Source organism: Salininema proteolyticum (assembly GCF_042685645.1).
Lineage (GTDB): Bacteria > Actinomycetota > Actinomycetes > Mycobacteriales > Micromonosporaceae > Salininema > Salininema proteolyticum.
This window is the reverse complement of sequence record NZ_JBHUNX010000001.1, coordinates 509,759-534,440: the sequence shown is the minus strand read 5'-3', so window position 1 is coordinate 534,440 and position 24,682 is coordinate 509,759. Positions and strand designations below refer to the sequence as shown.

Annotated in this window: 22 protein-coding genes; 10 read left to right on the top strand and 12 right to left on the bottom strand. The window is 67.3% G+C overall.

All coding sequences use genetic code 11. From position 1 onward, the window contains the following. Window positions 1-37 precede the first annotated feature (37 nt). Complete coding sequence (locus ACFTE1_RS02415) at window positions 38-805, top strand: enoyl-CoA hydratase/isomerase family protein (RefSeq protein WP_380618322.1); 768 nt, start codon at window positions 38-40, stop codon at window positions 803-805. A gap of 7 nt (window positions 806-812) precedes the next feature. Beyond that, entirely contained in the window at window positions 813-1,688 is an 876-nt protein-coding gene (locus ACFTE1_RS02410) for a hypothetical protein (RefSeq protein ID WP_380618320.1), read from the top strand. 86 nt (window positions 1,689-1,774) lie between these two features. Here the strand turns inward: ACFTE1_RS02410 and lepA are convergent, their stop codons facing one another. Next, window positions 1,775-3,607 carry a translation elongation factor 4 gene (gene lepA, locus ACFTE1_RS02405; RefSeq protein WP_380618318.1) on the bottom strand — a complete coding sequence of 611 codons (1,833 nt, stop codon included), beginning with the start codon at window positions 3,605-3,607 and terminating at the stop codon, window positions 1,775-1,777. Window positions 3,608-4,061: 454 nt separating this feature from the next. Here lepA and rpsT point away from each other — a divergent pair, with 454 nt between their 5' ends. Both rpsT and ACFTE1_RS02395 read left to right on the top strand, forming a co-directional pair. After that, window positions 4,062-4,334 carry a 30S ribosomal protein S20 gene (rpsT, locus tag ACFTE1_RS02400; protein ID WP_380618316.1) on the top strand — a complete coding sequence of 91 codons (273 nt, stop codon included), beginning with the start codon at window positions 4,062-4,064 and terminating at the stop codon, window positions 4,332-4,334. Between the two features lie 768 nt (window positions 4,335-5,102). Next, on the top strand, window positions 5,103-5,396 hold the full coding sequence (locus ACFTE1_RS02395) for a hypothetical protein (RefSeq protein WP_380618314.1): 294 nt from the start codon (window positions 5,103-5,105) through the stop codon (window positions 5,394-5,396). Between the two features lie 56 nt (window positions 5,397-5,452). Here the strand turns inward: ACFTE1_RS02395 and holA are convergent, their stop codons facing one another. Continuing rightward, complete coding sequence (gene holA, locus ACFTE1_RS02390; protein ID WP_380618312.1) at window positions 5,453-6,427, bottom strand: DNA polymerase III subunit delta; 975 nt, start codon at window positions 6,425-6,427, stop codon at window positions 5,453-5,455. An 857-nt stretch (window positions 6,428-7,284) separates the two neighbouring features. Beyond that, window positions 7,285-7,719 (bottom strand): Lrp/AsnC family transcriptional regulator, encoded by a 435-nt coding sequence (locus tag ACFTE1_RS02385; protein ID WP_380618310.1) that lies wholly within the window; start codon window positions 7,717-7,719, stop codon window positions 7,285-7,287. A gap of 71 nt (window positions 7,720-7,790) precedes the next feature. On the opposite strand from ACFTE1_RS02385, the gene ACFTE1_RS02380 reads away from it, so the two are divergent. Continuing rightward, window positions 7,791-8,678, top strand: a complete 888-nt coding sequence (locus ACFTE1_RS02380; RefSeq protein ID WP_380618308.1) for an SMP-30/gluconolactonase/LRE family protein — start codon at window positions 7,791-7,793, stop codon at window positions 8,676-8,678. 152 nt (window positions 8,679-8,830) lie between these two features. Here ACFTE1_RS02380 and ACFTE1_RS02375 read toward each other — a convergent pair whose 3' ends face one another. The 9 genes from ACFTE1_RS02375 to ACFTE1_RS02335 form a co-directional block, all read right to left on the bottom strand. After that, window positions 8,831-11,353 carry a ComEC/Rec2 family competence protein gene (locus ACFTE1_RS02375; RefSeq protein ID WP_380618306.1) on the bottom strand — a complete coding sequence of 841 codons (2,523 nt, stop codon included), beginning with the start codon at window positions 11,351-11,353 and terminating at the stop codon, window positions 8,831-8,833. A 1,321-nt stretch (window positions 11,354-12,674) separates the two neighbouring features. Further along, window positions 12,675-13,475 (bottom strand): helix-hairpin-helix domain-containing protein, encoded by an 801-nt coding sequence (locus ACFTE1_RS02370; protein WP_380618304.1) that lies wholly within the window; start codon window positions 13,473-13,475, stop codon window positions 12,675-12,677. 107 nt (window positions 13,476-13,582) lie between these two features. Beyond that, window positions 13,583-14,419: a DegV family protein gene (locus ACFTE1_RS02365; protein ID WP_380618303.1), complete on the bottom strand. Its 837-nt coding sequence runs from the start codon at window positions 14,417-14,419 to the stop codon at window positions 13,583-13,585. Window positions 14,420-14,763: 344 nt separating this feature from the next. Further along, window positions 14,764-15,237, bottom strand: coding sequence for a hypothetical protein (locus ACFTE1_RS02360; protein WP_380618302.1), 474 nt, complete (start codon window positions 15,235-15,237; stop codon window positions 14,764-14,766). Window positions 15,238-15,282: 45 nt separating this feature from the next. Further along, on the bottom strand, window positions 15,283-15,933 hold the full coding sequence (locus ACFTE1_RS02355; protein WP_380618301.1) for a histidine phosphatase family protein: 651 nt from the start codon (window positions 15,931-15,933) through the stop codon (window positions 15,283-15,285). Between the two features lie 13 nt (window positions 15,934-15,946). Beyond that, on the bottom strand, window positions 15,947-16,327 hold the full coding sequence (gene rsfS, locus ACFTE1_RS02350; protein WP_380618300.1) for a ribosome silencing factor: 381 nt from the start codon (window positions 16,325-16,327) through the stop codon (window positions 15,947-15,949). Window positions 16,328-16,411: 84 nt separating this feature from the next. Further along, window positions 16,412-17,035 (bottom strand): nicotinate-nucleotide adenylyltransferase, encoded by a 624-nt coding sequence (gene nadD, locus ACFTE1_RS02345; protein WP_380618299.1) that lies wholly within the window; start codon window positions 17,033-17,035, stop codon window positions 16,412-16,414. Window positions 17,036-17,266: 231 nt separating this feature from the next. Continuing rightward, window positions 17,267-18,907 carry a type IV secretory system conjugative DNA transfer family protein gene (locus tag ACFTE1_RS02340; protein ID WP_380618298.1) on the bottom strand — a complete coding sequence of 547 codons (1,641 nt, stop codon included), beginning with the start codon at window positions 18,905-18,907 and terminating at the stop codon, window positions 17,267-17,269. Beyond that, a complete protein-coding gene (locus tag ACFTE1_RS02335) occupies window positions 18,904-20,091 on the bottom strand; it encodes a M48 family metalloprotease (RefSeq protein WP_380618297.1) in 1,188 nt (395 codons plus the stop codon). The genes ACFTE1_RS02340 and ACFTE1_RS02335 overlap by 4 nt, the downstream gene beginning before the upstream one ends. Window positions 20,092-20,394: 303 nt before the next feature. Here ACFTE1_RS02335 and ACFTE1_RS02330 point away from each other — a divergent pair, with 303 nt between their 5' ends. From ACFTE1_RS02330 to ACFTE1_RS02310, 5 genes are read left to right on the top strand one after another with little or no spacing between them, the layout of a single operon-like run. Then, the gene (locus ACFTE1_RS02330; protein WP_380618296.1) at window positions 20,395-20,667 is read left to right on the top strand and encodes a hypothetical protein; all 273 of its coding nucleotides are present in this window, start codon (window positions 20,395-20,397) and stop codon (window positions 20,665-20,667) included. A 3-nt stretch (window positions 20,668-20,670) separates the two neighbouring features. Next, window positions 20,671-22,398, top strand: a complete 1,728-nt coding sequence (locus ACFTE1_RS02325; RefSeq protein WP_380618295.1) for a hypothetical protein — start codon at window positions 20,671-20,673, stop codon at window positions 22,396-22,398. Beyond that, window positions 22,398-22,568, top strand: a complete 171-nt coding sequence (locus ACFTE1_RS02320; RefSeq protein ID WP_380618294.1) for a hypothetical protein — start codon at window positions 22,398-22,400, stop codon at window positions 22,566-22,568. Before ACFTE1_RS02325 ends, ACFTE1_RS02320 begins: the two co-directional genes overlap by 1 nt. Further along, on the top strand, window positions 22,565-23,092 hold the full coding sequence (locus tag ACFTE1_RS02315; protein WP_380618293.1) for a hypothetical protein: 528 nt from the start codon (window positions 22,565-22,567) through the stop codon (window positions 23,090-23,092). Before ACFTE1_RS02320 ends, ACFTE1_RS02315 begins: the two co-directional genes overlap by 4 nt. 32 nt (window positions 23,093-23,124) lie before the next feature. After that, window positions 23,125-24,675 carry an AAA family ATPase gene (locus ACFTE1_RS02310; protein WP_380618292.1) on the top strand — a complete coding sequence of 517 codons (1,551 nt, stop codon included), beginning with the start codon at window positions 23,125-23,127 and terminating at the stop codon, window positions 24,673-24,675. The last annotated feature ends 7 nt before the right edge of the window (window positions 24,676-24,682 follow it).

Here is a 24,682-nt window from a genome sequence, read left to right as displayed (position 1 = left end):
TTCCGAGCACCTGGGACACGCCCACTACAGTATCCCTATGCAAAGCAATGACGCTCTCATCATCAGCAAGGCCACAACGGGTGTCACCACCGTGACCCTGAACCGGCCCTCCAGCCGCAATGCGCTCTCCCGCGCGCTGATCGGCGAGCTCGCCAAGGCCTTCACGGAGCTCTCCAGCGACGACGGAACCCGCGTCGTCGTCCTGGACCACGCCGGCCCGGTCTTCTGCGCCGGAGCCGACCTGAAAGAGAGCGCCGCCGCGCGCGACCTGGGCGACCTGCCCGCCGCCGCACTGCCGTCGCTGTTCCTCGCCATGGACGAGTGCCCCAAGCCCATCGTCGTCGTCGCCCGCGGAGGCGTGCGCGGCGGAGGCATGGGACTGCTCGCCGCCGCCGACCTCGCCGTCGTCGCCGAGGACGCCAAACTGGCCTTCTCCGAGGTCCGCCTCGGCGTCGTCCCCGCCGTCATCGGACCGGTCGTCGCCCAGCGCCTCACCCCCGCCCGCACCCGGGAACTGTTCCTCACCGGAGAGACCTTCACCGGCCAGGACGCCGCCTACTTCGGCCTGGCCGACATCGCGGCCCCCTCCGAGGACGTCGAAGAGGCCCTCCACACCGCCGTGGGCCTCCTCCTCCAGGGCGGCCCGAGCGCGCAGGCGGGTATCAAAGAGATCACGCGTCATCCGCATCTCAGTTCCGAACTCGCACAAGCTGCGGAAACGACCGCCCGATACTTCCTTTCCGAAGAGGGGCAGGAAGGCGTGGCCGCCTTCACCGAGAAACGGCGCCCCTCCTGGGTAATCTAGGAGCCCTATGCCGATCAGCAAGAAGAGCAGGCGACTGACGGGCCTCACCGCGGCCTCGGCACTCGCCCTCGCGACCACCGCCTGCGGGGACTTCGACTTCGAACTCCCGGAGCCGAAGCCCGTGGGCTGCTTCATCGCGGGAGACGGAGAAGAGTACAACCCCAACGGGGAACAGGCCTACTACGCGGCGACCATCGCCGCCGTCGGGGCCCGCGACGAGATGCCCGAGCGCGCCATCGTCATCGCACTCGCCACCGCGTGGCAGGAGTCGTCGATGAAGAACATCGAGTACGGCGACCGCGACTCCGTCGGGCTCTTCCAGCAGCGGCCCTCACAGGGCTGGGGCACCGCCGAAGAGCTGCAGGACCCCGTCTACGCCTCGAACGAGTTCTACCGGAAGCTCGTGCTGATCGACGGCTGGGACTCCATGACGCTGACCGAGGCCGCCCAGGCCGTCCAGATCAGCGGCCACCCCGACAAGTACGCCAAATGGGAGACCGAGTCGACCGACATGGCCGAGGTCTTCGCCGAAGGCCGCGCCGAGGGCATCGCCTGTACCGCCAGCCGCAGCCGCTACGGCTCGACCGACACCGCCGAGCTCGCCGCCGAGTACCAGAGCGAGTGGCAGGCCGAAGGCGCCGCCGACGGGCGGACGATCCGCTTCGCCGTCCCCGACGAGACGCGCGGCTGGTCGGTCGCCAACTGGGCGGTCACCCGCTCGACCATGTACGCCGTCGAGTCGGTCACCTACGCCGGCAAGGAATGGCGCCCCGGCGAACTCGAGTGGGCCGACGTGGAGAACGCCGACGCCTCGCAGGTCGCCGTCACGCTCCTCTCGCCGGAGGACCAGCCGAGCATGCCCGAGAACGGCGAGTCCTCCTAGACGGACTCACCGCGGGCGCACGCCCCGCGCCGAGGCGGCACCGAGACCGAAAGCGAACGGGGCCCGGTCTCCCGGGCCCCGTTTCCTCAGTCCTCGTCGGTCCGCAGCGCCGCGATGAAGGCCTCCTGCGGGACCTCCACGCTCCCGACGTTCTTCATGCGCTTCTTGCCTTCCTTCTGCTTCTCCAGCAGCTTCCTCTTTCGCGAGATGTCACCGCCGTAGCACTTGGCGAGAACGTCCTTGCGGATCGCGCGGATGTTCTCGCGGGCGATGATCCGCGAGCCGATGGCCGCCTGGATGGGCACCTCGAACTGCTGGCGCGGGATCAGCTTCTTCAAGCGCCCGGCCAGCTTCACGCCGTAGTGGTAGGCCTGGTCGCGGTGGACGATCGCGCTGAACGCGTCGACCCTCTCGCCCTGCAGCAGGATGTCGACCTTCACCAGGTCCGCCTCCTGATCCCCCGAAGGCTCGTAGTCCAGCGAGGCGTAGCCCTTGGTCCGCGACTTGAGCTGGTCGAAGAAGTCGAACACGATCTCCGCCAACGGCAGCGAGTAGCGGATCTCCACCCGCTCCGGCGACAGGTAGTCCATGCCCTTCATCGTTCCCCGCCGCGTCTGGCACAGCTCCATCACCGCGCCCACGTAGTCCGAGGGCGTCAGGATCGTCGCGTTCACGATCGGCTCGGTGATGGCCCGGGTCTTCCCCTCCGGGAACTCCGAGGGGTTGGTGACCTCGATCTCCTCGCCGTCCTCCATGGTCACGTCGTAGACCACGTTGGGGGCCGTCGAGATCAGGTCCAGGTTCGACTCGCGCTCCAGGCGCTCGCGGATGATCTCCAGGTGCAGCAGGCCCAGGAAGCCCACGCGGAAACCGAAGCCCAGCGCCGCCGACGTCTCGGGCTCGAACTGGAGCGCCGCGTCGTTCAGCTGCAGCTTGTCCAGCGCCTCGCGCAGGTTCTGGTAGTCCGAGCCGTCGATCGGGTAGAGGCCCGAGTAGACCATCGGCTTGGCCTCCGTGTAGCCCGGCAGGGCCTCCTCCGCCGGCCCCCTGGCGTTGGTGACGGTGTCGCCGACCTTCGACTGGCGGACGTCCTTCACGCCGGTGATCAGGTAACCGACCTCGCCGACGCCGAGCGCCTTGCCGGACTTGGGCTCCGGGGAGATCACGCCGATCTCCAGCAGCTCGTGCTCCGCGCGCGTCGACATCATCTCGATGCGGGCCCGGGCCTGCAGACGACCGTCCACCACCCTGACGTAGGTGATCACACCGCGATAGGTGTCGTAGACGGAGTCGAAGATCATCGCGCGAGGCGGGGCGTCGGGGTCGCCGACCGGGGCCGGGATCTGCTCGCAGATCGCGTCCAGCAGCTCCTCCACGCCCACGCCGGTCTTGCCCGATACGCGGAAGACCTCTTCCGGCTCGCAGCCGACCAGGCCCGCGATCTCCTCCGCGTAGCGGTCCGGGTCCGCCGAAGGCAGGTCGATCTTGTTGAGCACCGGGATGATGGCCAGGTCGTTCTCCATCGCCAGGTACAGGTTGGCCAGCGTCTGCGCCTCGATACCCTGGGCCGCGTCGACCAGCAGGACGGCGCCCTCACAGGCCGCCAGGGAACGGGAGACCTCGTAGGAGAAGTCCACGTGGCCGGGGGTGTCGATCATGTTCAGGACGAAGTCGCCGCCCTCGCCCTCACCCGAGCGGGTCTTCCACGGCATGCGGACGGCCTGCGACTTCACGGTGATGCCGCGCTCGCGCTCGATGTCCATCCGGTCGAGGTACTGGTCCCTCATCTGCCGCTTGTCGACGACCTCCGTGAGCTGGAGCATACGGTCGGCCAAAGTAGACTTACCGTGGTCGATGTGCGCGATGATGCAGAAGTTGCGAATCGCGTCCGCGGGGGTCGCACCTGGCTGATTGGTCACTGATACCTCGCTCAATGGGCCTCTGCCCACCAGATCTTCCGGGTTGTTGATACTGCCATGGCCATTCTGCCCTATCGTCCGTGCCGACCATTGGCGACGTCGCGAAAGCGTGCCAGTGCTCTCCGCCCTCGACCGCGGGCTCGCGCCGGGCGCCGCCGCAGCACAGGGCGGGTGCCGCCGGACCGGCGGAGAGGACCCTCGCCCCGAGCGCCGAGGCGGGGATTCGCCGCCGTCGCCCCGCTCCGTCCGACGGGCGCCGTTCTCGCCTCGTGACCAGCCCATACCGGTGCGAACGGAGTGAAATACATCGCCTGGGAGCGCCTTGGAGACGCCCTTTCGCGGTCTCCTGGTAAGGTTGGCTGTCGCGCGGAGTGTGCTATGCCCTCTTCCTGATCGCCATCTCTGCGCAAAACTGTAAGTAAGCATAATCCATCACGAGACTAAGGCTTCACGAGTGGCGAACATCAAGTCCAAAGAAAAGCGTAACCGGCAGAACGAAAAGCGCCGTATGCGGAACAAGTCTGTGAAGTCGTCGTTGAAGACCGCCATCCGGAAATTCCGTGAATCGGCGGCCACCGGCGACATCGCTGCCGCCAAGACGAACCTGCAGGCCGCCAGCCGTCAGCTGGACAAGGCCGTTTCGAAGGGCGTCGTCCACAAGAACCAGGCCGCGCAGCGCAAGTCCAAGATGGCTCAGGCCGTCAACAAGCTGGAAGCCTCCGCTTAACCAGCCCGGGCAAGCCGGCCGAGCATCTAGGGCATGTCCCTCGGTCGGCCGCCAGTTTTGCGCAACGCTTAATCGTCCGGCCGCGGATGCCGCTCCCCCTCGCGGGGAGGCGCTCCGCGTGGACCGGGCAAGAGGGTTTACCGAACGGGGTCTCCGACAGGAGGCCCCGTTCCGCTGTCCGGGAACGGTCGGTCCGTCCGCGCCGTCCTCCCGGCCCATGCGATCCGCTCCGCACTTCGCGATCCCCACCGTCCTCCCCGCCTAAGCCACCCGCACCGCCCCTCGCGATCCGCGCCGTCCTCCCGGCCCATACGATCCGCACCGCACTTCGCGATCCCCCTTTCTTTCACAGAAGAGTGAAATTCACGAAGCGCAGCGAGGCTCACCGCCGCTCCTCCGACACTCCATCATGGCTCCAGGGGCGGACGTCGAAACCCGCGTTCCCACATCTCAGGCGCCCGCGGCTCCGCACCGCCGAGCTCCGCCGCGAACGACCGCCGCCGAAAAATTCCGTTTTGTCCGGGTGTCCTGGACGCTCCGAGTTCACATTGGTTTGAGACAATTTCCAGAAGTCACCTGCCCGTCGCCCCGTGTCATCTCCTCAGCGCGGCGGGACCGACACCGGTCCTCCACCGTCCGAAGCGGTCCTCCACCGTTCGCCGGCTTCGACGGAGCGCGGGCCGGAAAGCCGCTCGGCCGCCGGATCTCCGACCGGTGCCGGCAGGGTGAAAGGCCATGGCGGAGCTCGGATTTTAGATAGGGCGCGGAATGAAACGCACGGAAGACGCGGGCACGTCCGGGGCCATGTCCCCGACCGGGACGAACTACCGGACCGGCCATGTCGGCCGCGCACGGCAGCCCTGGTACGGAAGAATTCTCGGCCTGAAGAACATCCGGCTGAGCCGTTCGTGGTCGGTGGTCTTCTTCGAGGGGTCGGCCGCCGTAGCGGTCCTGCTGGCCCTGACCGAACTCGTCTCCTGGTGGGTCGTCCCCGTCCTGCCGCTGCTCGTCGCCGGCCTCGTCAAACTCAACGACATCATCGCGGGAGCCGGGAAGTACTGAGAGACGTCTCGGACCGTCGAAGGCGGGGTCGGCGCCTCGCTCGATCCATGCGGTTTTCAGGCCCGCGAAGAGCCCGCCAGAACGCTGATCTGCACGACGGCGTGCTCCAACGCCCACTCGCGGTCGTCCATGCCGCCCTTGACCTCCCCGTTCAGGCGGGCGGCGATGGTCATCGCCTCCGCCAGCCCTCTGGGAGTCCAGGACTGGGCCTGACGCTTGGCCTTGTCGACCTGCCACGGGGCCATGCCCAGCTTCGACGCCAGCTGGTTCGACCCGCCCCGCTCGCCGGCCACGCGGGACAGGTTCCGCACGGCCGCGGCGACGGCATCGGCGATCGGCACCGGGTCCACCCCGATCTGGAACGCGGACCGCAGGGTCGAGAGCGCCTCGGCGGTCCGGCCGGCCACCACGGCGTCGGCGACGGTGAACCCCGTGACCTCGGCCCGCCCGGAGTAGTAGGCCCGGACGTCCTCCTCGGTGATCTTGCCGCCCGTGTCGGCGACCAGCTGGGAACAGGCTGATGCCAGCTCGCGCAGGTCCGATCCCACCGCCGTGATGATCAGGTCCGCCACGGCGGCCGTCGAGGATCGCGTGGGCGCTCCGGCCGCTGTCAGCTCGCCGCGCACGAAGGCGACGCGGTCGGCGGCCTTCTTGATCTTGGAGACCTTCACCTGCGGCACTTTGCGTTTCTTGAGGCCGTCGACCAGGGCCTTGCCCTTCTGGACACCCGGGTGGACCAGGATCAGGTAGACGCCCGGAGCCGGGTCGTCGATGTAGGAGAGGATCGAGGGGAAGAGCCCCTTGTCGACGTCCTGGGCCGAGTCGACCACGGCGACCACGCCGCCGCCCAGCAGGGTCGGGCTGGTGAGCATGGAGAACGCGCCGGCGGTCAGGTCGCCGCCGTTCAGACGGGACACCTCCGCGGTCGGGTCGTCGGCGCGCACGGCCGCCAGAAACCGGCTCACGGCGCGCTCGGCGAGGAAGTCCTCGTCGCCGATGACGAGTTGGATCGGGTCGAGAGTTTCAGCCACGGAACCATCCTAACCGCTGCACCGACATCACCCGCGGTTCAGAGGCGCCCGGCGATAGCTCGCTTACCTCAGCGAACGGCGGCGCAGTGGATCCTCGCCGCCGACGCGGGCACATGCCGACACCGACCGGGACCACGGTCGACCGCCGCAGCCGGGAGTCCCTTTCCGGCAGTGTGAGCCGCTGGCGGCGCGCAAATGCCTCTCGCTGTGGCGACTCGCGAAGGAACAGCCGGACTATGAACCACTAACGGCGCGCAGAGGCCTTCCGTGAAGACCACTCGGCGGATCCGGGACCGGACCACCGGGAATCGACGTCCCCAACAACCGTTGAATGCGCCCTCCTGATCGGGGAGACAACTCCCGTGACGTCCGGGAGCGCCAGCGCACAGCCCCCGGCCTCAGCAGTGGAGAGGAGGTCGCCATTGCCGGGGACGTAGCCCTGGCCGAGACGCCGCCGCCTGACCCCTACTTCAACCGTAGAGGGAGATCGGCGATGCCGTTCCGGCAACCCCGGGCGCCCTGGGCCCAGCGGCCGGAGGCCCTATCAGCGAGGCTTCCGGCATTCACCAGGGGTCCGCCGCCGCAACGCTTCAATATGGACAGAATCGCGGAGTGGGCGGTCCCCTGGGGCGGACAGAACGTTGGAGCGGACGGAATCTCAGCACCGACGAAACGTCCCGGCGAAGAGGTCCCTTCCGAAGAGACATTAGGGCGAACGAAAGGTCCGAGCAACCAGAGCGACCGCTGCCCGCAACGCAACTCCAAGTCCGCAGGACTCAGGACTCAGGACTCAGGACTCAGGACTCAGGACTCAGGACTCAGCCAGAGGATCGGCACCACCGAAGCTCCGACTCCCGTCACGGACTGACCGGCCTCGCGAAGAAGCTTTCCAACACGATGGTGGCAGAGGTGCCCCTGACTCCCGGAATCTCGTAGAGTCGGCGCAGAACCTCCTGCAGTTCCCTCATCCCCTCGGTCCGCACCTTCAGAAGCAGTGTCGCCGCCCCTGCGACCACGTGGGCCTCGAGCACTTCGGGGATCTCGGCGAAGGCGTCCGCCGAATCGCCCATCCACTGATCCGTGTCGACCGTGATGAACGACAGGACGCTCTTGTCGAGGGCCACCGGATCGACCTCCACCGTCGGTAGGCCGATGACCCCCTTCTCCCGCAACTTCCGGACTCGCTCGTGGACGGCGCCCGCCGAGAGCCCCACCGATTCGGCCAGGCCGGCGTACGACTGACCCGCGTTCTCCTGAAGTCCGGCGATGATCGCACGATCCTTGTCATCCATGCCCACTACCATATCTCATTCGGATTATGTACGCTAAATCTGAACATCATCTATTTTTAGAGGAGTTGACCATGGATCGGTTCAGAACCGAGTTCGAGATCCTAGACGATCGGTTCCGCGGCTGCGACGGCGACGTCCATGTCGAGGTCATTCACAGGGGAGACCGCAAGACCGAGGGGCCCGTGTACTTCCCGGCCGGCCGCTACCTCGTCTGGAGCGATATCCCGAACAACCGCCTCATGCGTTGGGACGAGACCACCGGCGCCGTCGGCGTCTTCCGACACGACTCCGGATACGCCAACGGGAACACCGTCGACCGCCAAGGCCGCCTCATCACGTGCGAGCAGGGCGCACGGCGGCTGACCCGAACCGAGCACGACGGAACCACCACGGTCCTGGCAGACGCGTTCGATGGCCGGAAGCTGAACAGCCCCAACGATGTCGTCGTCGGATCGGACGACGCGATCTGGTTCACCGACCCCCGCTACGGCATCAGCGACGCCTACGAAGGCTACGGCAAGGCCGAAAGCGAGATCGGCGGCGACTACGTCTTCCGGATCGACGGCGGGACCGGCGAACTGTCGGCTGTGGCCACCGATTTCACGCGCCCCAACGGACTGGCGTTCTCCCCGGACGAGGGTCACCTGTACATTGTCGACACCCGGCAGCGGCACATCCGGCGGTTCGCCGTGAAGCCGGGAGGGACGCTCTCCGGAGGCGAGGTGTTCGCGACCGGGTGGTTCGACGGAATCCGCTTCGACACCGAAGGCCGCCTCTGGGGTGCCGCCCTTGACGGTCTCCACTGCCACGCGCCCGACGGAACCCTCATCGGCAAACTCCGCCTCCCGGAGTCCTGCTCCAACCTCGTCTTCGGCGGCCCGCAGAAGAACCGGCTCTTCATTACCAACTCGGCCGGGGACGTCTACAGTCTCCGCGTCACCTTCTGCGGCGCACGGTAGTCGGCTGCTACCGGCACCCCCACACCAATCGCCGTGGGCGTAGAGGCGCCTCGACCACGGCGACCGCAACCCCGTCCGGGCCCACCAATCGGCGTGGGCGTAGAGACGCCGCTCCTCGTCAATCACCGTGGCTGTAACGGCACCATCCCTCTTCAATCGCCGTCGGTGCGGAGCGACCACCTCCCCTCGGTAAAGACCACTATGACGAGGCCGTCCGTGTCCGTGCGGCGTACACGGACCGCCTCGTCTTCGAGGAGCCGGATCACCTCGCCCGACGGATGCCCATGCCTGTTCCCTTCTCCGACGCCGATCAGGGCTATCGAGGCGTGAACGGCGGAAAGGAACTCCTCTTCCTGATACGCGGAGCCATGATGCGGCACTTTGAGAACGTCGGCGCTGAGGTCGACTCCGGAACGGAGCAGGGCCTGTTGGGCCTCGAGTTCGATGTCGCCGGGGAACAGCAGCGAACGAGGATCGCCCCCTTCCCGACTCTCGACAGTCACTCGCAGAACGATCGAGTTGTTATTGGGATCGGACCGCGTCCCCGACCACGGCCTGGTCCCCGGTGCGAGCACATCGATGACCGTCCGCCCATGGACGATCCGCTGCCCCGCCGTCGCCTCTTCGAACGAGACCCGCCCGGGCGGAGTGCCTCCGTCCGTCGTGTCCGTTCGCCGTTCGTTCGCTCCCCCAGGCGGTTCCCCGTTCCATTCACCGTGGCCTCCAGAGCCGGTGGCACTCTCCCGGCCATCCGGTTCTTCGAGCGGGCCGGCGTTCCGGCCCTGCCCCAGTACTTTTCGCACCAGGGCCGCCCCCTGCTCGGCGCCGGCGACCGGCGGCACCAGGACTCTGGAGACCGTCCGCCCGTCGATCAACGCCGCCGCGCCTCCCACATGGTCCATGTGGAAGTGGGATACGACGAAGAGGTCGATCCGGTCGATGCCCAGGCCGTCCAGGCACCGGTCCATGGCGGCCGGGTCCGGTCCGGCGTCGATGACGACGGCCCCTCCCTCTCTGCCGGGGACGACGAAGGCGTCACCCTGCCCCACAGGGCAGGCGGCGACCAGCCAGCCTTCGGGCAGTGCCGACTTCCACTGACAGGAGAAGAAGGCCAACGGGGCGATGAGCACCACCGCGAAGAACGCGGGTCGGAACCGCCGTACCTTCCAAAGGACCCAAATGAGGAGGGTGGCGAGTAGGAACAGCCCGACTCCGGCAAGGCCTTCCGGCCACGGTATGACCGCCCCCGACACGCCCGCGCCAGTTTCGGCCAACCATATGAGGAAGCGAATCGGCCAGGCGGCGACCGTGGCGACCGCCTGGCCCGCGGGTATCGCGACGACGGCCAGCGCCGCCGCGGCCACGGCGAGCGCCACGGCCGGTGCAGCCACGATCGTGGCCATCACGTTGACCGGGATGGAGATCCAGGAGATCCCCGATCCCCAGGAAACCAGGACGGGCGTCACCATCAGCTGAGTCGACACGGCGATCGTCAACGCCAAGGCCGCCCATTTCACCCATCCCCGCCGCAGGAGGGGGTCGGCCCAGCGGAAGGCGAAGGCCAGAATGCCGACGCAGGCCAGGACCGAGAGAATGAAGCCGCCGTCGAGGGCCATGTCCGGGTCGGCCAGGACGAGGAGGATCACCGCCGAGGCGAGTGCCTGCGGCGACGCACGCGGCCGCCCCACTGCCAAAGCCAGCAGCATCATGCCGGCCATGACATCGGCTCGCAGCACGCTGGGGGACGGTCCGACGATAATGGTGAATCCGACTATTCCGGCCAAGCAGAGGGCTGCTCGGAGTGCGGGTCGCAGGCGCGCGCGTAGCGCGCCCCAGAGCAGGACTCCCACGACGATGCCCACGTGGTATCCGGAGGTGACGATCAAGTGCACCAGGCCGGTGTCGCGGAACGCCTCGTTCACCGACTCGTCCATGAGCGACCGGTCGCCGAGCGCGAGTCCCGCGATGAGGCCCGCCTCGGCCGGGTCGAGATCGGCTACGGCCGAATGCAGACGGGTGCGGACGTGGTGGGCCGCCCGCGCGTACCAGGGCGGGCCGCGGGTGACGGTGAACGCGGTGCCCTTGACCACCGCGGCGGTGAGGTCCGGCCGATCGTCCTTCCAGATCTCGGCTTCCGCGCTGATGGCCTGCCCGGGTAGGAGCGCCTCCCACTCGGGGCCCTCTCCGATGATCAGGATCCTCCAGTGCCCGGTGGCCGGTGAGGGCCCGCGGGACCGAGCGTCCGATGACCGCTGATCGTCCCCCGGTCCGATCTCGACCAGCGTGGCGGGTATCAGGAACTTCTCGTCGTCCCATCGGCTTTGGCGGGGGATGTCGGAGACTCTGGCTTCGACGTGAATCGTGTCGTCGCTCTCGAGGTACGGCTCGAGTGCTCGGTGGTCGCGGAGGGCTACGTGGAAGCCTCCGGCGGTCGATCCCAATATGACGCCGAAGAGCGCCGTCGACAGGGCGGGGCGGATCGCATGGCGACGCCCGCGATTGAAGACCATGGCCAGTGCCGCCGCGGCCGTGACGGCAAGGCCGTACGGCCCCGACGTGAACAGAGCGGCGGCGGCTCCCGCCCAGGTTCCGAAGGCGGCGATGATCAGACGGTTGTCGGACGGGTCGTTGACGAAGCGCGATTCCGCGTCGGTCTCGGTCCGTGGCGTTGGCATGGTCGTCTCACCTCCTGTCATTCGCGCCGCCGTCGATCGATACCGCCGCCGGCGGGTACTCGGCGGCGGGCCGACTCGGGTGCGGTGGCACGGCCGGTACGGATGGCACTGCCAGCTTGGCGGCATGGCCAGCTCAGTTTCGGTGGCAAGGCCGGTACGGGCGCAGACCAGTACGGGTGCAGGCCGGTAAGGGTGGCACTGCTAGTTCGGGCGCAATGGCACTGCCGGTACGGATGGCGCTGCCAGCTCAGGCGCTGTGGCACTGCCAGGTCGGGAGCGGGCCGATGCCCGGCCGACAGGTTCGTTCCGGCCCCTTTTCCAGTCCACGGATTGAAGGACCGGTTGGACTGGAAGACTCGGTTGCAGTCGTCGGCAAGTGAACGGTTCGGGGAGGTGCTCGGACCTGACTGGACTAAGATGTCCGAGCACCTCCTCCCCCTCGACACGGTCCGTCGTGCTGACAGACCGTGGAGCCGTGGACCTGTGAACCGACCGATCGGTGCCGCGCACGGCCGAACCGTTCCCGTAGATCCCGCAAACGGGACGGTTCGATGGGCACCCCATATCCCATGGGCGCTGCGAACCTATCCGTCGACAGCGCACCGCCTTGCGACGAGCTGCCCCTGATGCAGGCCCATTGACGACCGGATACCGCTAAACGAGGGTCGAACAGGTTGATCAGAGTCGCAGGTCGGCAGTCGTCCTAGTGTTGGCGCTCCGGGGCGGGACTGTCACCGGAGTTCGACGCGATGCGGTGAACTCCGTTCCACCTCCCGAGCGGGACGACTAGTCGCCGCCTGCTGTTCGATCGGTTGAGGAACGAGCGCATTGGACTTCCGATCCCGTTCCTCCGTCGGTTCTGGTTTCCACTTCTCTCATACGGTCTCGGTTTCCCCCTCACCTTTGGTGTGCGGATATTCTGCGAATGGTTCAACCGCCGCAGGGGCATCCTCGGCCGGTCCACAGCGGGGCCCGCTGTTTCGTCTTCTGTTGCCCTTCTTCTGTTGCCCTGCAGCCCTATGAGCGACCGGTGCAGTGACTACGCAGGAAAGGCCGATGCGATCGCGCTTCAGGACGGCGTTCCCGGTGGTTCACCAGTGGTAGCACCTCGGGCTGCGCATGCGGCCACCTTTGCACCCGCACGGACAACGACGCCTCGGTCGTGTCTGCGGCCGGAGAGCAGTGCCGGCACCTCCGTCCACCGCATTGGTGATGACGGTGGGCAGGACTGGGGCCGGTAAGAAGCCGGAACTTCGGCCAGCCCCTGACGGTGTCCGCTGCCGGACCATAGCAACGACTGCGGCCCCAGCCCCCGCTTCCGTCAGACGGCCACGCTCTCGCGGATGCTCTCCAGCAGCGCCGGCCCGATGCCGCTGACGTTCGTCAACTCGTCGACGGTGGCGAAAGAGCCGTTCTCATTGCGATACGCGACGATACGATCGGCCAGAACCGGGCCGATGCCGGTCAGCTCCGTGAACTGCGCGGCGTCGGCGCTGTTGATGTTCAGCAATCCTCCGGCATCACCCGAATCGTCGCCCTCTCCGTCGCCGCCGTCGGGTGGCACCACTTCGTCATCGCCGCCTTCGTTCACGGCGATGAGGTCACCGTCGTCCAGCGGCCGCGCCAGGTTCATGAACCCCACGTCGGCGCTCTCCGACAGGCCTCCGGCCGCCTTGATCGCGTCGATGACCCGGGCTCCGGGCTCGATTTCGACGACGCCCGGTTCCTGCACTCCGCCCGCCACCGAGACCATGATCGTCGTCGATCCCGTTTCGTGCGAAGCGCTGGAGGCGGCCACGGCGTCGACGGGAGCGAACTCCTCTTCCGAGCTCGACGGCCACGAGAGTGCCGCGGTGGCACCGCCGACGACGATCGCCGCGGCCCCTATGGACCCGAGGATCCACCGATTGGCGTGCCCGAGCCCCGCGCGCCCCTGGATCTTCTCGACGCGTTCGCGCAGGCGAGTGCGGATGGGCACCCTGCTGAGCGGTTCACCGGAAGCGGAGTCGACGCTCTCGGCGCACTCGTCTCGGCCGGGGTGTTCGGTCGGATTCTGAGCCACGGCCTCCACATTGGCGCAGAGTCGGGCGAACGTTTCCTCTTCGTATGATTTCTTTTTCATGACCCCATGAGACATCCGGAGTCAAGAGAAGTACAGGAAAGAATTCCGCCTGTGGATAACCTGTGGATAAAATCGAGGATCGCCACTCGTTCGAACGAATGACTTCCTCAGGCCTCGGGGCAGGCGACGACTCCGACGACGCCGGGACCGCAGTGCGCGCCCAGGGCCGCTCCGATTTCCGAGACCCGCACATCGGTCACCTGGTCGGCGAAGCGCTTCGTCAACCATTCCGCCAGGGCCACCGCGTTCTTCTCCGACTGAAGGTGGTGAACGGTCAATTCGGCGGGGCGCGAGCCGACGGCCTCCTCGGCCAGAGCGGCCAGGCGCTGCAGGCCCCGGGAGGGCGTGCGCACCTTCTCGATCATGGAGATCACCCCGTCGTCCAAGGCGAGAATCGGCTTCACCGAGAGAGCCGTGCCGACCAGCGCCCGGGCGGTGCTGATCCGGCCGCCGCGCCGCAGGTACTCGAGCGTGTCGAGGTAGAAGTACGTGTTGATGCCGTTCACAGGGGCCTGGGCGGCGGCCGCGACGGGCCCGATGGCTTCGCCCTTGGACGCCGCGCGGGCGGCCGCCAGAGCCGGATAGCCGAGGGCCATGCCGGCGCCCAGCGAGTCGACCACGACGACCCGACCGTCGAACTCCGACGCGACGGTCCGAGCGGCGGAGACGGTCCCGGAGAGTTTGGAGGACAGGTGGACAGACACGACGCCTTCGGCGCCCTCGTCCAGCAACCGCCGGTAGGACTCGCGCAGCTCCCCCATCGGCACTTGCGACGTGGTGACCTTCTCCCCTGAGCGGAGCGCCGCCGCGACCTCGCCGGGTCCGATGTCCACGCCCTCGCGGTACTCCCGGTCACCGATCCTGACGATGAGGGGAACGACGGTCAGCCCGTCCTCCCCGTCGTGCAGAGCCGAACTGGAGTCAGTCACCACTCGAATAGCCACGCTCTTAGACTACCCACGAGCGGAGCATCCGTTCCAGCGGTTGGAAGCGACTGAGAGACGGGGGAACCCGGCCTGCTCGTCCAGAACCGGACGGATCGCGCCCGACGCGGCTCCGCAAAGGCGAAGACCCACCGTATCGGCTGCGCGTCGGGGAAACGCGGGACCGGTGCCGAACGCCGGGCCGCCGGTCGGTACCGACCGGCGGCGACGGGCCCGGCCGCCCCGGACGGAAAACCGGCCCGGTCCTGCAGCGGACCGGGCCGGACGAAGTCATCAGTTCACGCCGAACCGGTGAATGCCCGGCTTGCGGGGTGGGCACGTCCCGGGTGGGAGGCGAACGGGGCCTACTTGACCGAGAAGTCGCTGACCTTGAAGGGGGTGCCCTGCTGGCAGTGGCTCATGATCCCCTTGTCCACCTGACCGGTCAACTCGACCTCGGCGCCGGCGCGGACCTTCTGCTTGTCAAAGGAGCCGAACAGACCGTAGGTCGTGCCGTTGTGCGTGAGGACGAGGCAGCCGGCCTCGACGCCTTCCTCCACGGTTCCGGAAATGGTCATCGACGTCAACTTCTGGTCGTCCTCGACGCCCTTGGACGGGTCGACCTTGGGCGGCTCGCTCTCGCTCACGGACTCCTCCTCGGAAGGATCGCTGGAAGACTCGGTCGGAGCGGCCGAGTCGGTGGCCGGCGGCGGGTCGGACGCGGCCGAACCGGGCTCATCGCCGTTCTCACAGGCGCTCAACACCATCGCCAGCAACGCCGCCGAGGCCAGGATAACCGCTCCACGACGTTTCCGATAGACCTGACTGAATGTTTTCATATGGAGTAGACGTCGCTCGCCACCGGATGGTTCCCGCGAATTCGGCTACGACTGGTTCGCCTTGGACAGGGGACTGGACCCCAGGTCGTGGACGGACCGCACTCCCAGGTTGAACCCGAACATGCGCCAACGGCCGTTCTTCATACGGCGCAGGTCCGTCCAGTGGACGTTGTCCATGCCCGCGAGAGCGCCGGCCGCGTCGTGGTCCCATCCGAGGATCCCGGCGATCAGGTGCCGAGCGGCACCCCCGTGCGTGAACACCATGAGCGTGCCGTCCGCCGCGTGGGTGAGGTCCTCGACGGCCTCCAGGCAGCGCTCCTGCAGAGCGTCCCACGTCTCGATCTCGGGGTTCTCGACCGGTCTGCCCGATTTCCAGCGCATGTGGTCCTCGGCGAACCTGTCCCTGATCTCCTCGTTCTTCAGCCCCTCCCAGGGGCCGAAGGCGCGCTCGCGAAGACGCGCGTCGCGCTCGATCGCGACTCCGACGAGGTCCGCGACGGGCTCAGCCGTCGCGACGGCACGGGACAGGTCGCTGGAGACGATCCGCGAAGGCTTGTACTCCGCGAGAGCCTCGGCCGCATCGGCCGCCTGCGCGGTTCCGACCTCGTCGAGCGGAATGTCCGTCGAGCCCTGAATCCGGCCCGAGATGTTCCATTCGGTGCGCCCGTGCCGGACGACGATGATCTTGCTGACCACGGAGAGCCTCCCGCTACTCGCCGGAGGCCGGCTCGTCGGTGAACTCGATCTCCGGGCAGTCCTTCCAGAGGCCGTCGAGCCCGTAGAACTCGCGCGCCTCCTCGTCGAAGACGTGAACCACGATGTCACCGTAGTCCAGCAGCACCCACTGGTCGCTCGAACCCTTGCCCTCGCGGCGGCGCGGACGCAGGTCCTTCTGCTTGATCAGTTCGCCTTCGACGTTGTCGACGATGGCGTTGACCTGCCGTTCGTTGGTCGCGGAGACGATGACGAACACCTCGGTGATCGCCAGCTGGTCGGTCACGTCCCGCAGGTTGATCTGCTCGCCCTTCTTATCGGCCGCGGCCTGGGCAGCGATCTGGGCGATATCGATGGCATATTGGTCAGCTGCCACAAGACTTCCTTTTCCGGATCGACGGCTCGTACTGCGCGCTGGGCGCACTGTCCCAGTGTGCCATGGGCGGCCCCTGAACCTCGATCACATATCGCCTAACGCACGTCCCGGGAGATAGAGGTCCGCGGACTCGATGAACCCCCGCACCGGCTCGGGTACCAGGTATCGGAGAGTCTCGCCACGGGCGACGCGCTCGCGGCACATGCTCGAGGACAGCTCCATCCCCGCCATGTCCACGTACTCCACCTTCGTGCCCGGCGGAAGCTCGGCCCCCCTGCGCTGGGAGCCCGGCCGGTTGAGGGCAATGAACTCGACGCTTCGCACCAGTTCGCCGACGCGGTGCCACGTGTAGAGGTTCTCCAAGGAGTCGGCCCCGAAGATGAAGTAGAGGTCGACGGCCTTGTCGTATTCGGCACGAATGTCCTCGACCGTGTCGGCGGCGTAGGTCGGCCCCTCCCGCTCGATGTCGACGAGGCTCATCCGGAAGCGGGGGTCGCCGTTGATCGCCAGACGCGTCATCTCGCCGCGCAGGGCGGCCGGGCTGATCGCCTTCCCCGCCTTCTGCCAGGGGTCGCCGGTGGGCACGAAGACGACCTCGTCCAGGTCGGCTCGAATGTACGCCTCGCTCGCCGCCGCCAGATGGCCGTAGTGCACGGGATCGAACGTGCCTCCGAAGATCCCGACCCGCCAAGAAACTCCAACAGTCACAATCAGTAATACTACCGTGGACGGCCCCGTGTGAACCATGATCACCGGGCACACCGCGGGCACCACGCCGCACAAGGGCCTGTGCCGCTTTTGAACGGGACATATCGGCCGACCGTGAACTATCGGGAACAGGACATTCGCGCCCCGCCTGCCGGGCCTCCGGGGAGACCACCGTCCGCCACTCCCGCTTCTCTTTTGCCGCAGAACCCGATCCGACTTCGGGCAACGAGGTCAGGCCCGCAGATCGACCTCGACGGGGCCGAATCGGTGCCCGGTCGCGTCGGTCAGCACGGCCAGACAGCGCCCCGTGGGGATTCCGGTCATGATGTCCGACGGCGTCCACCGGGCCCGCTCCACCTTCTTGTACGTGTATCCGCGGCTTTCCGACTCCGTGCGAGTGCGCCCGCGCTGAGTACGGTAGTCGAAGATGCCGCCGAGACCCCGCGTGGTCCCTCTCGACCACGACCGCCCCTCCCGCCTGTCGCGGCTGACGCTGATCTCGGAAATCCACTCGTCCCCGAAGAACCGGGAGAACAGATCGGCGTCGCCCGGATCGACCGCGCCGAACACGGCCTTGCAACCCGCCGACCCGAACACCGAGGAGCGCACATCGGCGCGGAAGTCCGAGATCGACTGGGACAGCAGCACGAGCCCGGCATTGTTGGATCTGAGCCTCTGCACTCCTTTGGCCGCGTAGTCGTCCACGTACCGCCCCGCCTCGTCCATGACGAGCCCCTTGAAAAGATTCCGGTTGGTCTTGGAGGACGAAGCGACCTGGACGAACTGTGAGACCGCCAGCCTGGCGATGATCCGCCCGGCTTCCGGGTACTCGGACTCGGCGAGCGCGAACCGCACCCGCACACCGTGGTCGATCTCCGTCATCCGGAACTTGGGACCGGTCCCGTCCAGCAGGCGCTCCAGCCGGGGACGGTGGAGGAGGGCGAGCCGCTCGACCATGCTCGCCGCGGGGTCGTGGCGCCCCGACGCTTGGTCCCGGCGGGTGTCCAGCAGTGCGCGAGCGGCTTTGCTCCCATGACCCTTCAACCCGCTCTTGACATGGTCGGTGGTTCCCTGTTCGACCCGCAAGAGCGCCAGCAGTTCCCGAACGGACGGAAATCTCCGGAAGGCATCGACGTACGGCGAGAGGCACGCGTATAGGGCGTTGCGAGAAGCGTCCATGAAATAGGCGACGTCATCGCCCGCCTGCGGAGGAAGGAGGGCGCTCGCCAGCCGGTCGGCCGCCGTCTCAGCGTGTTCGGCGCCGCCGAACAGGTCGAAGCCCGTCGTCGGAGCGAGCGGGTCGATGACATGGTCGAACCAACCGGGGAAGTCGAAGTCGTCCCCCTTGGGATCGATGACGACGAGGCTCGACTGTCCGGCCAGCGCCCCCAGGGAGAGGTGTTCGACGACGGGGAGGGCGAAACCCCGCGTCTTGCCCGATCCCGGCGGCCCTATGACGAGCATGGAGGTGCGCAGCGCGTCCTGGCCGACTGCGAAGTCCAGGCCCCCGGTTTCCGGCGCCCTGGCCGACGGCACGATCGTGCCCACCCGTACCTGGCCGTGCTCCAGGTTGTGCCTGGCCATCAGGCGTCCGGGAAGACGGCGCAGGCCGGAGGGGTGCGCGAGCGCGCCGGCCCCCTCCGCGACTATGGCGGCGGCCAGCTCTCCCAGCCGCTCCTGATCGGAGACCGCTCCGGTCTTGAAGGGTTCCAACGCGTTGCCGATGCGGGCGTAGTCGACCTCGGTCAGTTCCCCTCGGGAGTGCAGCAGATCGAGGGAGTCGGCGGCATGCGCATGGCGGGGTCTCAGCCAGTCCCAGGGAGAGGGGCGGCGTCGGGGCCTGCTCTTGTCCTTGCGTTTGAACCACTTCACGGCATCCCCAGGGTGGCTTTGAGTCGGCGTATCCGGATGTCGATGGGAGGGTGGGTGGCCAGGATCCTGTCGCGGAAGGCCTCCCTCCGGCCGTCCCGCATTCCCATGGCCAGCCAGTCTTCCATGACGTCCACCAGCGCATGGCCGTAGCCGACGCGGGCGGCGATGCGGTCGGCGCGGAGTTCCGCGCGCCGCGACACCCAGGCCATGAGGGGCGGGGTGAGGAAGACGACGGCCAGCACCGCCGGGAGCACTCCGATTCGGGTGAGGAGAACGGCGGCCGCGACAATCGAATCGACTACGGCCCCGATGAACTCGAGCACCGTCGCGGCCAGCAGGCAGATTCCGATGAGCCCGGCGATCATGAACAGAAGCGGCAGGTGGCTGACGATCTTCAGCATGGCGCCGAAGACGTAGAGGAGCGCCCGCAACGCTTGAGCGCCGACCCACAGCGCCACCCACGCGGCTGTGGCCAGGACCCCGTTGAAGAACCTGCCCGGCATCGAATACCAGTACAGCAGAAGGGTGCTCCAGGCGTGCCCGGCCGAGTGGTGCCCGAGTTCATGGGCCAGGACGGCCCGAAGCTGATGCGGAGGCATCGTATCGACGGCCTGACGGGTGACGGCCAGGATGTGGCCGGCGGAGGCCGAGGCGTTCAAATCGTCGGCGTCCTGGACCCACAGGCGAAACCGTCCGGGGTCGATCCCCGCGCGTCCGGCGACCTCTTCCCAGGCCGGTTGGAGGATGTCCAGTTCGCGGGAGGTGGGAGGACGGAAGCGGTACAGGTACCGGGCGATCGCCGTCTCGGCGGGAGGGAAGAACATCAGCGCTCCGGAGAGAATCCAGAGGGGAATGATGAACAGGGCGAGACCGAGTGCCGCCGAGAACAGGCCGATCACGAGGAAGCCGTAGAGCAGCCACGGTACGGCGATGAGGAGGGTTCCGAAGGCGGGCAGGTCGATGCGGCGCCCTCCGGGCGGCCGCGCCGCCGGAGGGTCCGGTGAGGCCGTGCCGCCGTCGGGGTCCTGCGACGGGGAGGAGGGACTCGGCGGCTGGAAGACACCGAGTTGGTCGGGAGGCTTCACCTTGGGCCGCATCCAGGGAGGAAGCGGACGGCCGGTGTCGCCGTCGCCGTGCTCGCGGCCCATGTCGTCCTCCTCGGGGCTCAGGGGGTTGTGGCACATCTCATTTATGGTTGACAATACAAACTCAGTGCAACCATCTACATTTCATGATATAAGGACCGGTTCCGCGCGAACAAGAGCGAACGCGGAGCCCGAAACCCAGGAGGCCGCCCAATGCCTTCCAACCCGCGACCCCGACACCGGCCGGTACCGCTTGCCCGGCCGACGACCGGCACACGGCTCACGCCGTCCGCGGCGAAGACCGCCGCCCACCGATCCGTGGAGCGGCGCTCGCGTCGATACCTCGACCTCATCACAGGACTCGACGCGTCGACCGCCACCGTACGAGTGGACACTTCCGAAGTGCGCGAACGCATCAGCGCCGAACTGGCGGCGTCGGCCGTGCCGATCGGAATCATCGCCCACTGCCATCTGGGAGAGGACTTCCAAGTCCACACGATCACCCCGGCACTCGACGACATCATCGCCCACTATCGCCGGGGCGAACCCCTGCCCGACGGATTGGAGCGCGCCCGCGCCTGGACCCGCACCGCCTCCTATCTGGCCGTGGAAGTGTACGAGGACGGAGTCCTGTGCATCCGCCCGGACGGCACCGTCATCAAGGCGGAGGGCTGACCGGTGGCGAGACCAGTGATCCTGTCCGAGGAATACCTCAACGGACTCAACAGCTCCATCAACGAGATCATGAACCGCCAGGAGTCCGTGGAACTCCTCGTCCACGAAGTCCGGACGCTTCTGGAAGCGAACAACAACCGCGTCGACCAGCTGCAGACCGAATTCCACGAGTTCATGGTCGCCGACACCCTCGCCAAGAACGTGCAGCTGGCCCAGACACAACTGAACACCATTCGGCAGGAGGTGGACGCGAACTTCGGCCACTACTCCGCCGTCCGACTCCACGCCACCGGCATCCTGCAGGGCATGGACGCGGGCCTCATCCCGCACTCCACGATCCGGCAGGCCACCGAGGAACTCATGATCTCCACGCCCCGCTACTGGCTCGCCCCGGCGCTCGTCGCCCTGGCAGCGTGGATCCGCGACGACAAACCCCTGGCCGACCGCGGTCTGAAGGAATCGCTACGGCGCGACAATGACAAGACGTCTCTCTTCTTCGCCCTCGTGCTGCGCCGCGTGGAACGCGATGAACCGGCGGTGCGCTGGTTGAGCCAGTACCTCGCCCGACAGGACGCCGACCGCCTGGGCCAAGAGTTCGCCGTCCTCCTGGACGCGGTGGCCAACGGCGGATTCGGACCGGCCGCGAAGGAACTGATCCTTGAGCGCGGCGCCTCCTGGTACGACCGCCTGGTATCCGACGAGGACGCCGTCGAGGCCCAAGTGGAGAGGTGGTGCGAGTACATCGGCTCGCACCGCCGGAACCCTCCCACGGACTTCCCGAACCTCAGGGCGCTCAGCCCGGACTGGCCGCAGTTGGAGAACGCCTACAAGCTCTCCACCGTCTTCGGCCCTGCCGCCGAGGAGGTCCGAAGAGTCTACGAGAAGCCCCTGAACCGGTCCCGGACCCTCGCCGAACAGGTCGACAACCTGTTGCAGCGGTTGGTGACCTCCTTCGACGAGGAAGAGGCTCCGCTCCGGCGAAAAGAAGCCGAGCTTCTGGACGTCATAGGTAGCGGAGGAGACTTGGACGCGGCGCGGAAGCGGACCGCGGCGACCCAGGAGGCCTTCGACAGCGAGATCAACTTCCTGGACCTCTTGAGCAACTCGGCGCTCGCCCCGGAAGACACCGGAGTCTCGCGCTCGACGCAGCGCCTGGCCATAGCGCTCTGTCGCGACTGGGCCGACCAAGCCGCCGGCCGGCTGGAGGCCGCCTCCGTCGCGGCCCTGCCCGACCAGGTGAACCTGGATATCGACGGCTGGTCGACGTCCGTTCACGACGCCACCCGGGAAGAGGACGTCGTCGCCGGCCTCACCGCTCACTTCGACTCCCGTACGGCGAGGGACATGGAGGCCGTCCGCTCCCTGCCGGCCGTGTACGGGCGGGCTGCCGCGGCCGGCGTCGGTGCGCTCACGGCGATCGTCGCCTTCACCATGGCAGTCCCGCTGCTAGGGCTCGCACTGGTAGCGGCAGCGATATTCGCCGGTGCCTGGGCATGGCACGAGAATCGGCGCCAGGAACAGCAATGCGAAGGGATTCGAATCGCTTCCGAAGAGAACAAGAGGCAAAGGACCCGAGAACTGCGAGGGGCGCTGGCGGAACTGGTCGACTTCGGCGAGCGGACCGAGGAAGAACGCGAACAGGCGGCCCGTCTCCACGATTTCCTGCGGGCGCTGCGCCCCGATCAGCAGATGGTGCGAGCCCCTGACACCGCACGAGGAGTGATCACCTGATGCAGGACGACCAACAGAGAGAACCCGTGTCACGATCCACCGTCCGGCCGATCTCCGGGCCCGACGAAGAGCAGGACGGCTCGATCGCCCTCCGGCTCCCCGACTGGGACCTCGTGCCGCCGGTCGAGCCGCTCCGCCGACCGCCCACTTCTCCGGACGGTACCCGGTGATCAGGGCGTCCAGCGGCGACTACACCCGATGGAAGGAGTGGCTGGAGGGTTTCGGGCGCGGTGTCGACCGGGGAACGGACGGCCTGCCTCCGTTTCACTCCGACTGGGGCGGTGGAATGTACGAGCGGCTGTTGGACCGGGTCGAATCGGCCTTCACCGCACGCATGGGCCTGTGGGCCGAGAGCCTCCAGCGGGACATGGGGCGGGCGAGCGGCCTCACCGCTGACGAGCTGGGCGCGGCCCTGACCGCAGCCCGACGCCGCCTGCGACCGATCAAGAGATTCGCCGAATCCGACCGTCTGCCCGAAGACCTTCGCACTCAATTGGCCACCGCACTCCACGCCAGTGTCGCCACGGCACAACGGAGCCTGGAACGCAGCGCCGGTGAGGACGACCCGACCGGCCACCGCGCGGCCGTCGTCCGCCGAGGCCCGTTGACGGCCGACCTTGGCACGCGGACGCCGGAGCGTCGCGACACCCCGAACCCGCCCGACACCGGACCACGCCCGATCCGGTTCCGTTGACCCCAGGACCGCCGACCGAAGGAGACACCACCGTGTCCAATGCAGAAGAAACCCGCGCCCAACTGGAGTCCTACCTGCTCGCCCGGATCCCCTTCGTCTCCATCCGTTCCGGAGAGCGCGTGCGGGTCCGCGAAATCCTCAAATCCGTCGCCGACGACCTGCAACTCGACATCCTCGTCCACACGCTCAGCCAAGGACTGCGCGACATCGCGACTGGGGCCATCGTCTCCGAGGACATGTCGGTGTGGGGCGCCATCGACTTCATCAGCCAACAGTTCGAGGCGCGAGAGCACCTCACCATCGTCTTCACCGACATACAGCAGATCAGCGACGACAGTGAAACCTCCCGGCGCCTCTTGGACTTGGCCACGCTCGCCGAGAGCAGAGGCGGCTGCGTAGCCGTCATCACCACCGATCCGATCTGGATACCACTACAGAGGCTGGGGATGTCCGTCATCCTCGACGTGCCGGACATCGACGAGATGCGCAGAGAGATCACCGACTTCGTGCAGCCTTACCGGGGGCAGGTGGAAATCGAATGGGACGAGGAGGGATTCGCGAAGGCCGCCTCCATCCTGACCGGAGTCACCCGGACCGAGGCGTTCAACATCATGGCGACCCTCCTGGCACGCAGGAAGATCACCAATGACGACTTCGCGCTGCTGAGCCGTGCCAAGGACAGCATCTTCTCCGACCTCAACGGGATCGAACGAGTGCGCAGTGCGGGCGGCGGAGTCCGGATGGGCGGGCTGGCCGGTCTGCGCGAGTGGCTGGAGCGCAAGCGCCCCCTGCTCACCATGGACTTGCGTGACCGGGGTCTGCGACCGCCCCGCGGCGTCCTGCTCATCGGCGTGCCGGGATGCGGCAAGTCCCTTTCGGCCCGATTCGTCGCCGACCAATGGCAGTTGCCCCTGTACCGCCTGGACATCGCCGCCGTGTTCGGACAGTACGTCGGCCAATCCGAAACCCGCCTCAAGGAAGCCCTCGAGACCGCCGACTCCGTGGCGCCCAGTGTGCTCTGGATAGACGAGATCGAGAAGGGGCTTGCCGGCTCCGGTACCGACACGACGGGAATCACGACTCGCCTCGTCGGCCAGTTCCTCTTCTGGCTGCAGGAGTCGGACGCGAGAGTCTTCGTGGTGGCGACGGCCAACGACGTGCAGTCCCTACCGCAGGAACTACTGCGGAGCGGGCGGTTCGACGACCTGTTCTTCATAGACCTCCCCGAACCGGACGAGCGGCGCGAGATCATCTCCCTGTACCTGGAGAAGTACTTGAAAGTAGACGTCGCGGAGGATCTGGTCAACGAACTCGTGCGGCTCAGCGAAGGTTTCGCCGGCTCTGACATACAGGCGGCCGTGGCGGAGATCGGCCACGAAGCCATCAGGAAAGGCGATGAGAACGTCGAGGAGACCTATTACTTGCGTGCGTTCGAGAATATCGTTCCGTTGTCCAAGACCGCCCCTGAACGCATCCAGGAAGTGCGCCAACTGAGTGACCGCGCCCTACCCGCTTCCGGAACCTCCCGTAGGGGGCCTTCGCCCGGCGAGCCGACACAAGGGCGACGAGTCGTCCTGAGCTGACCCGAGT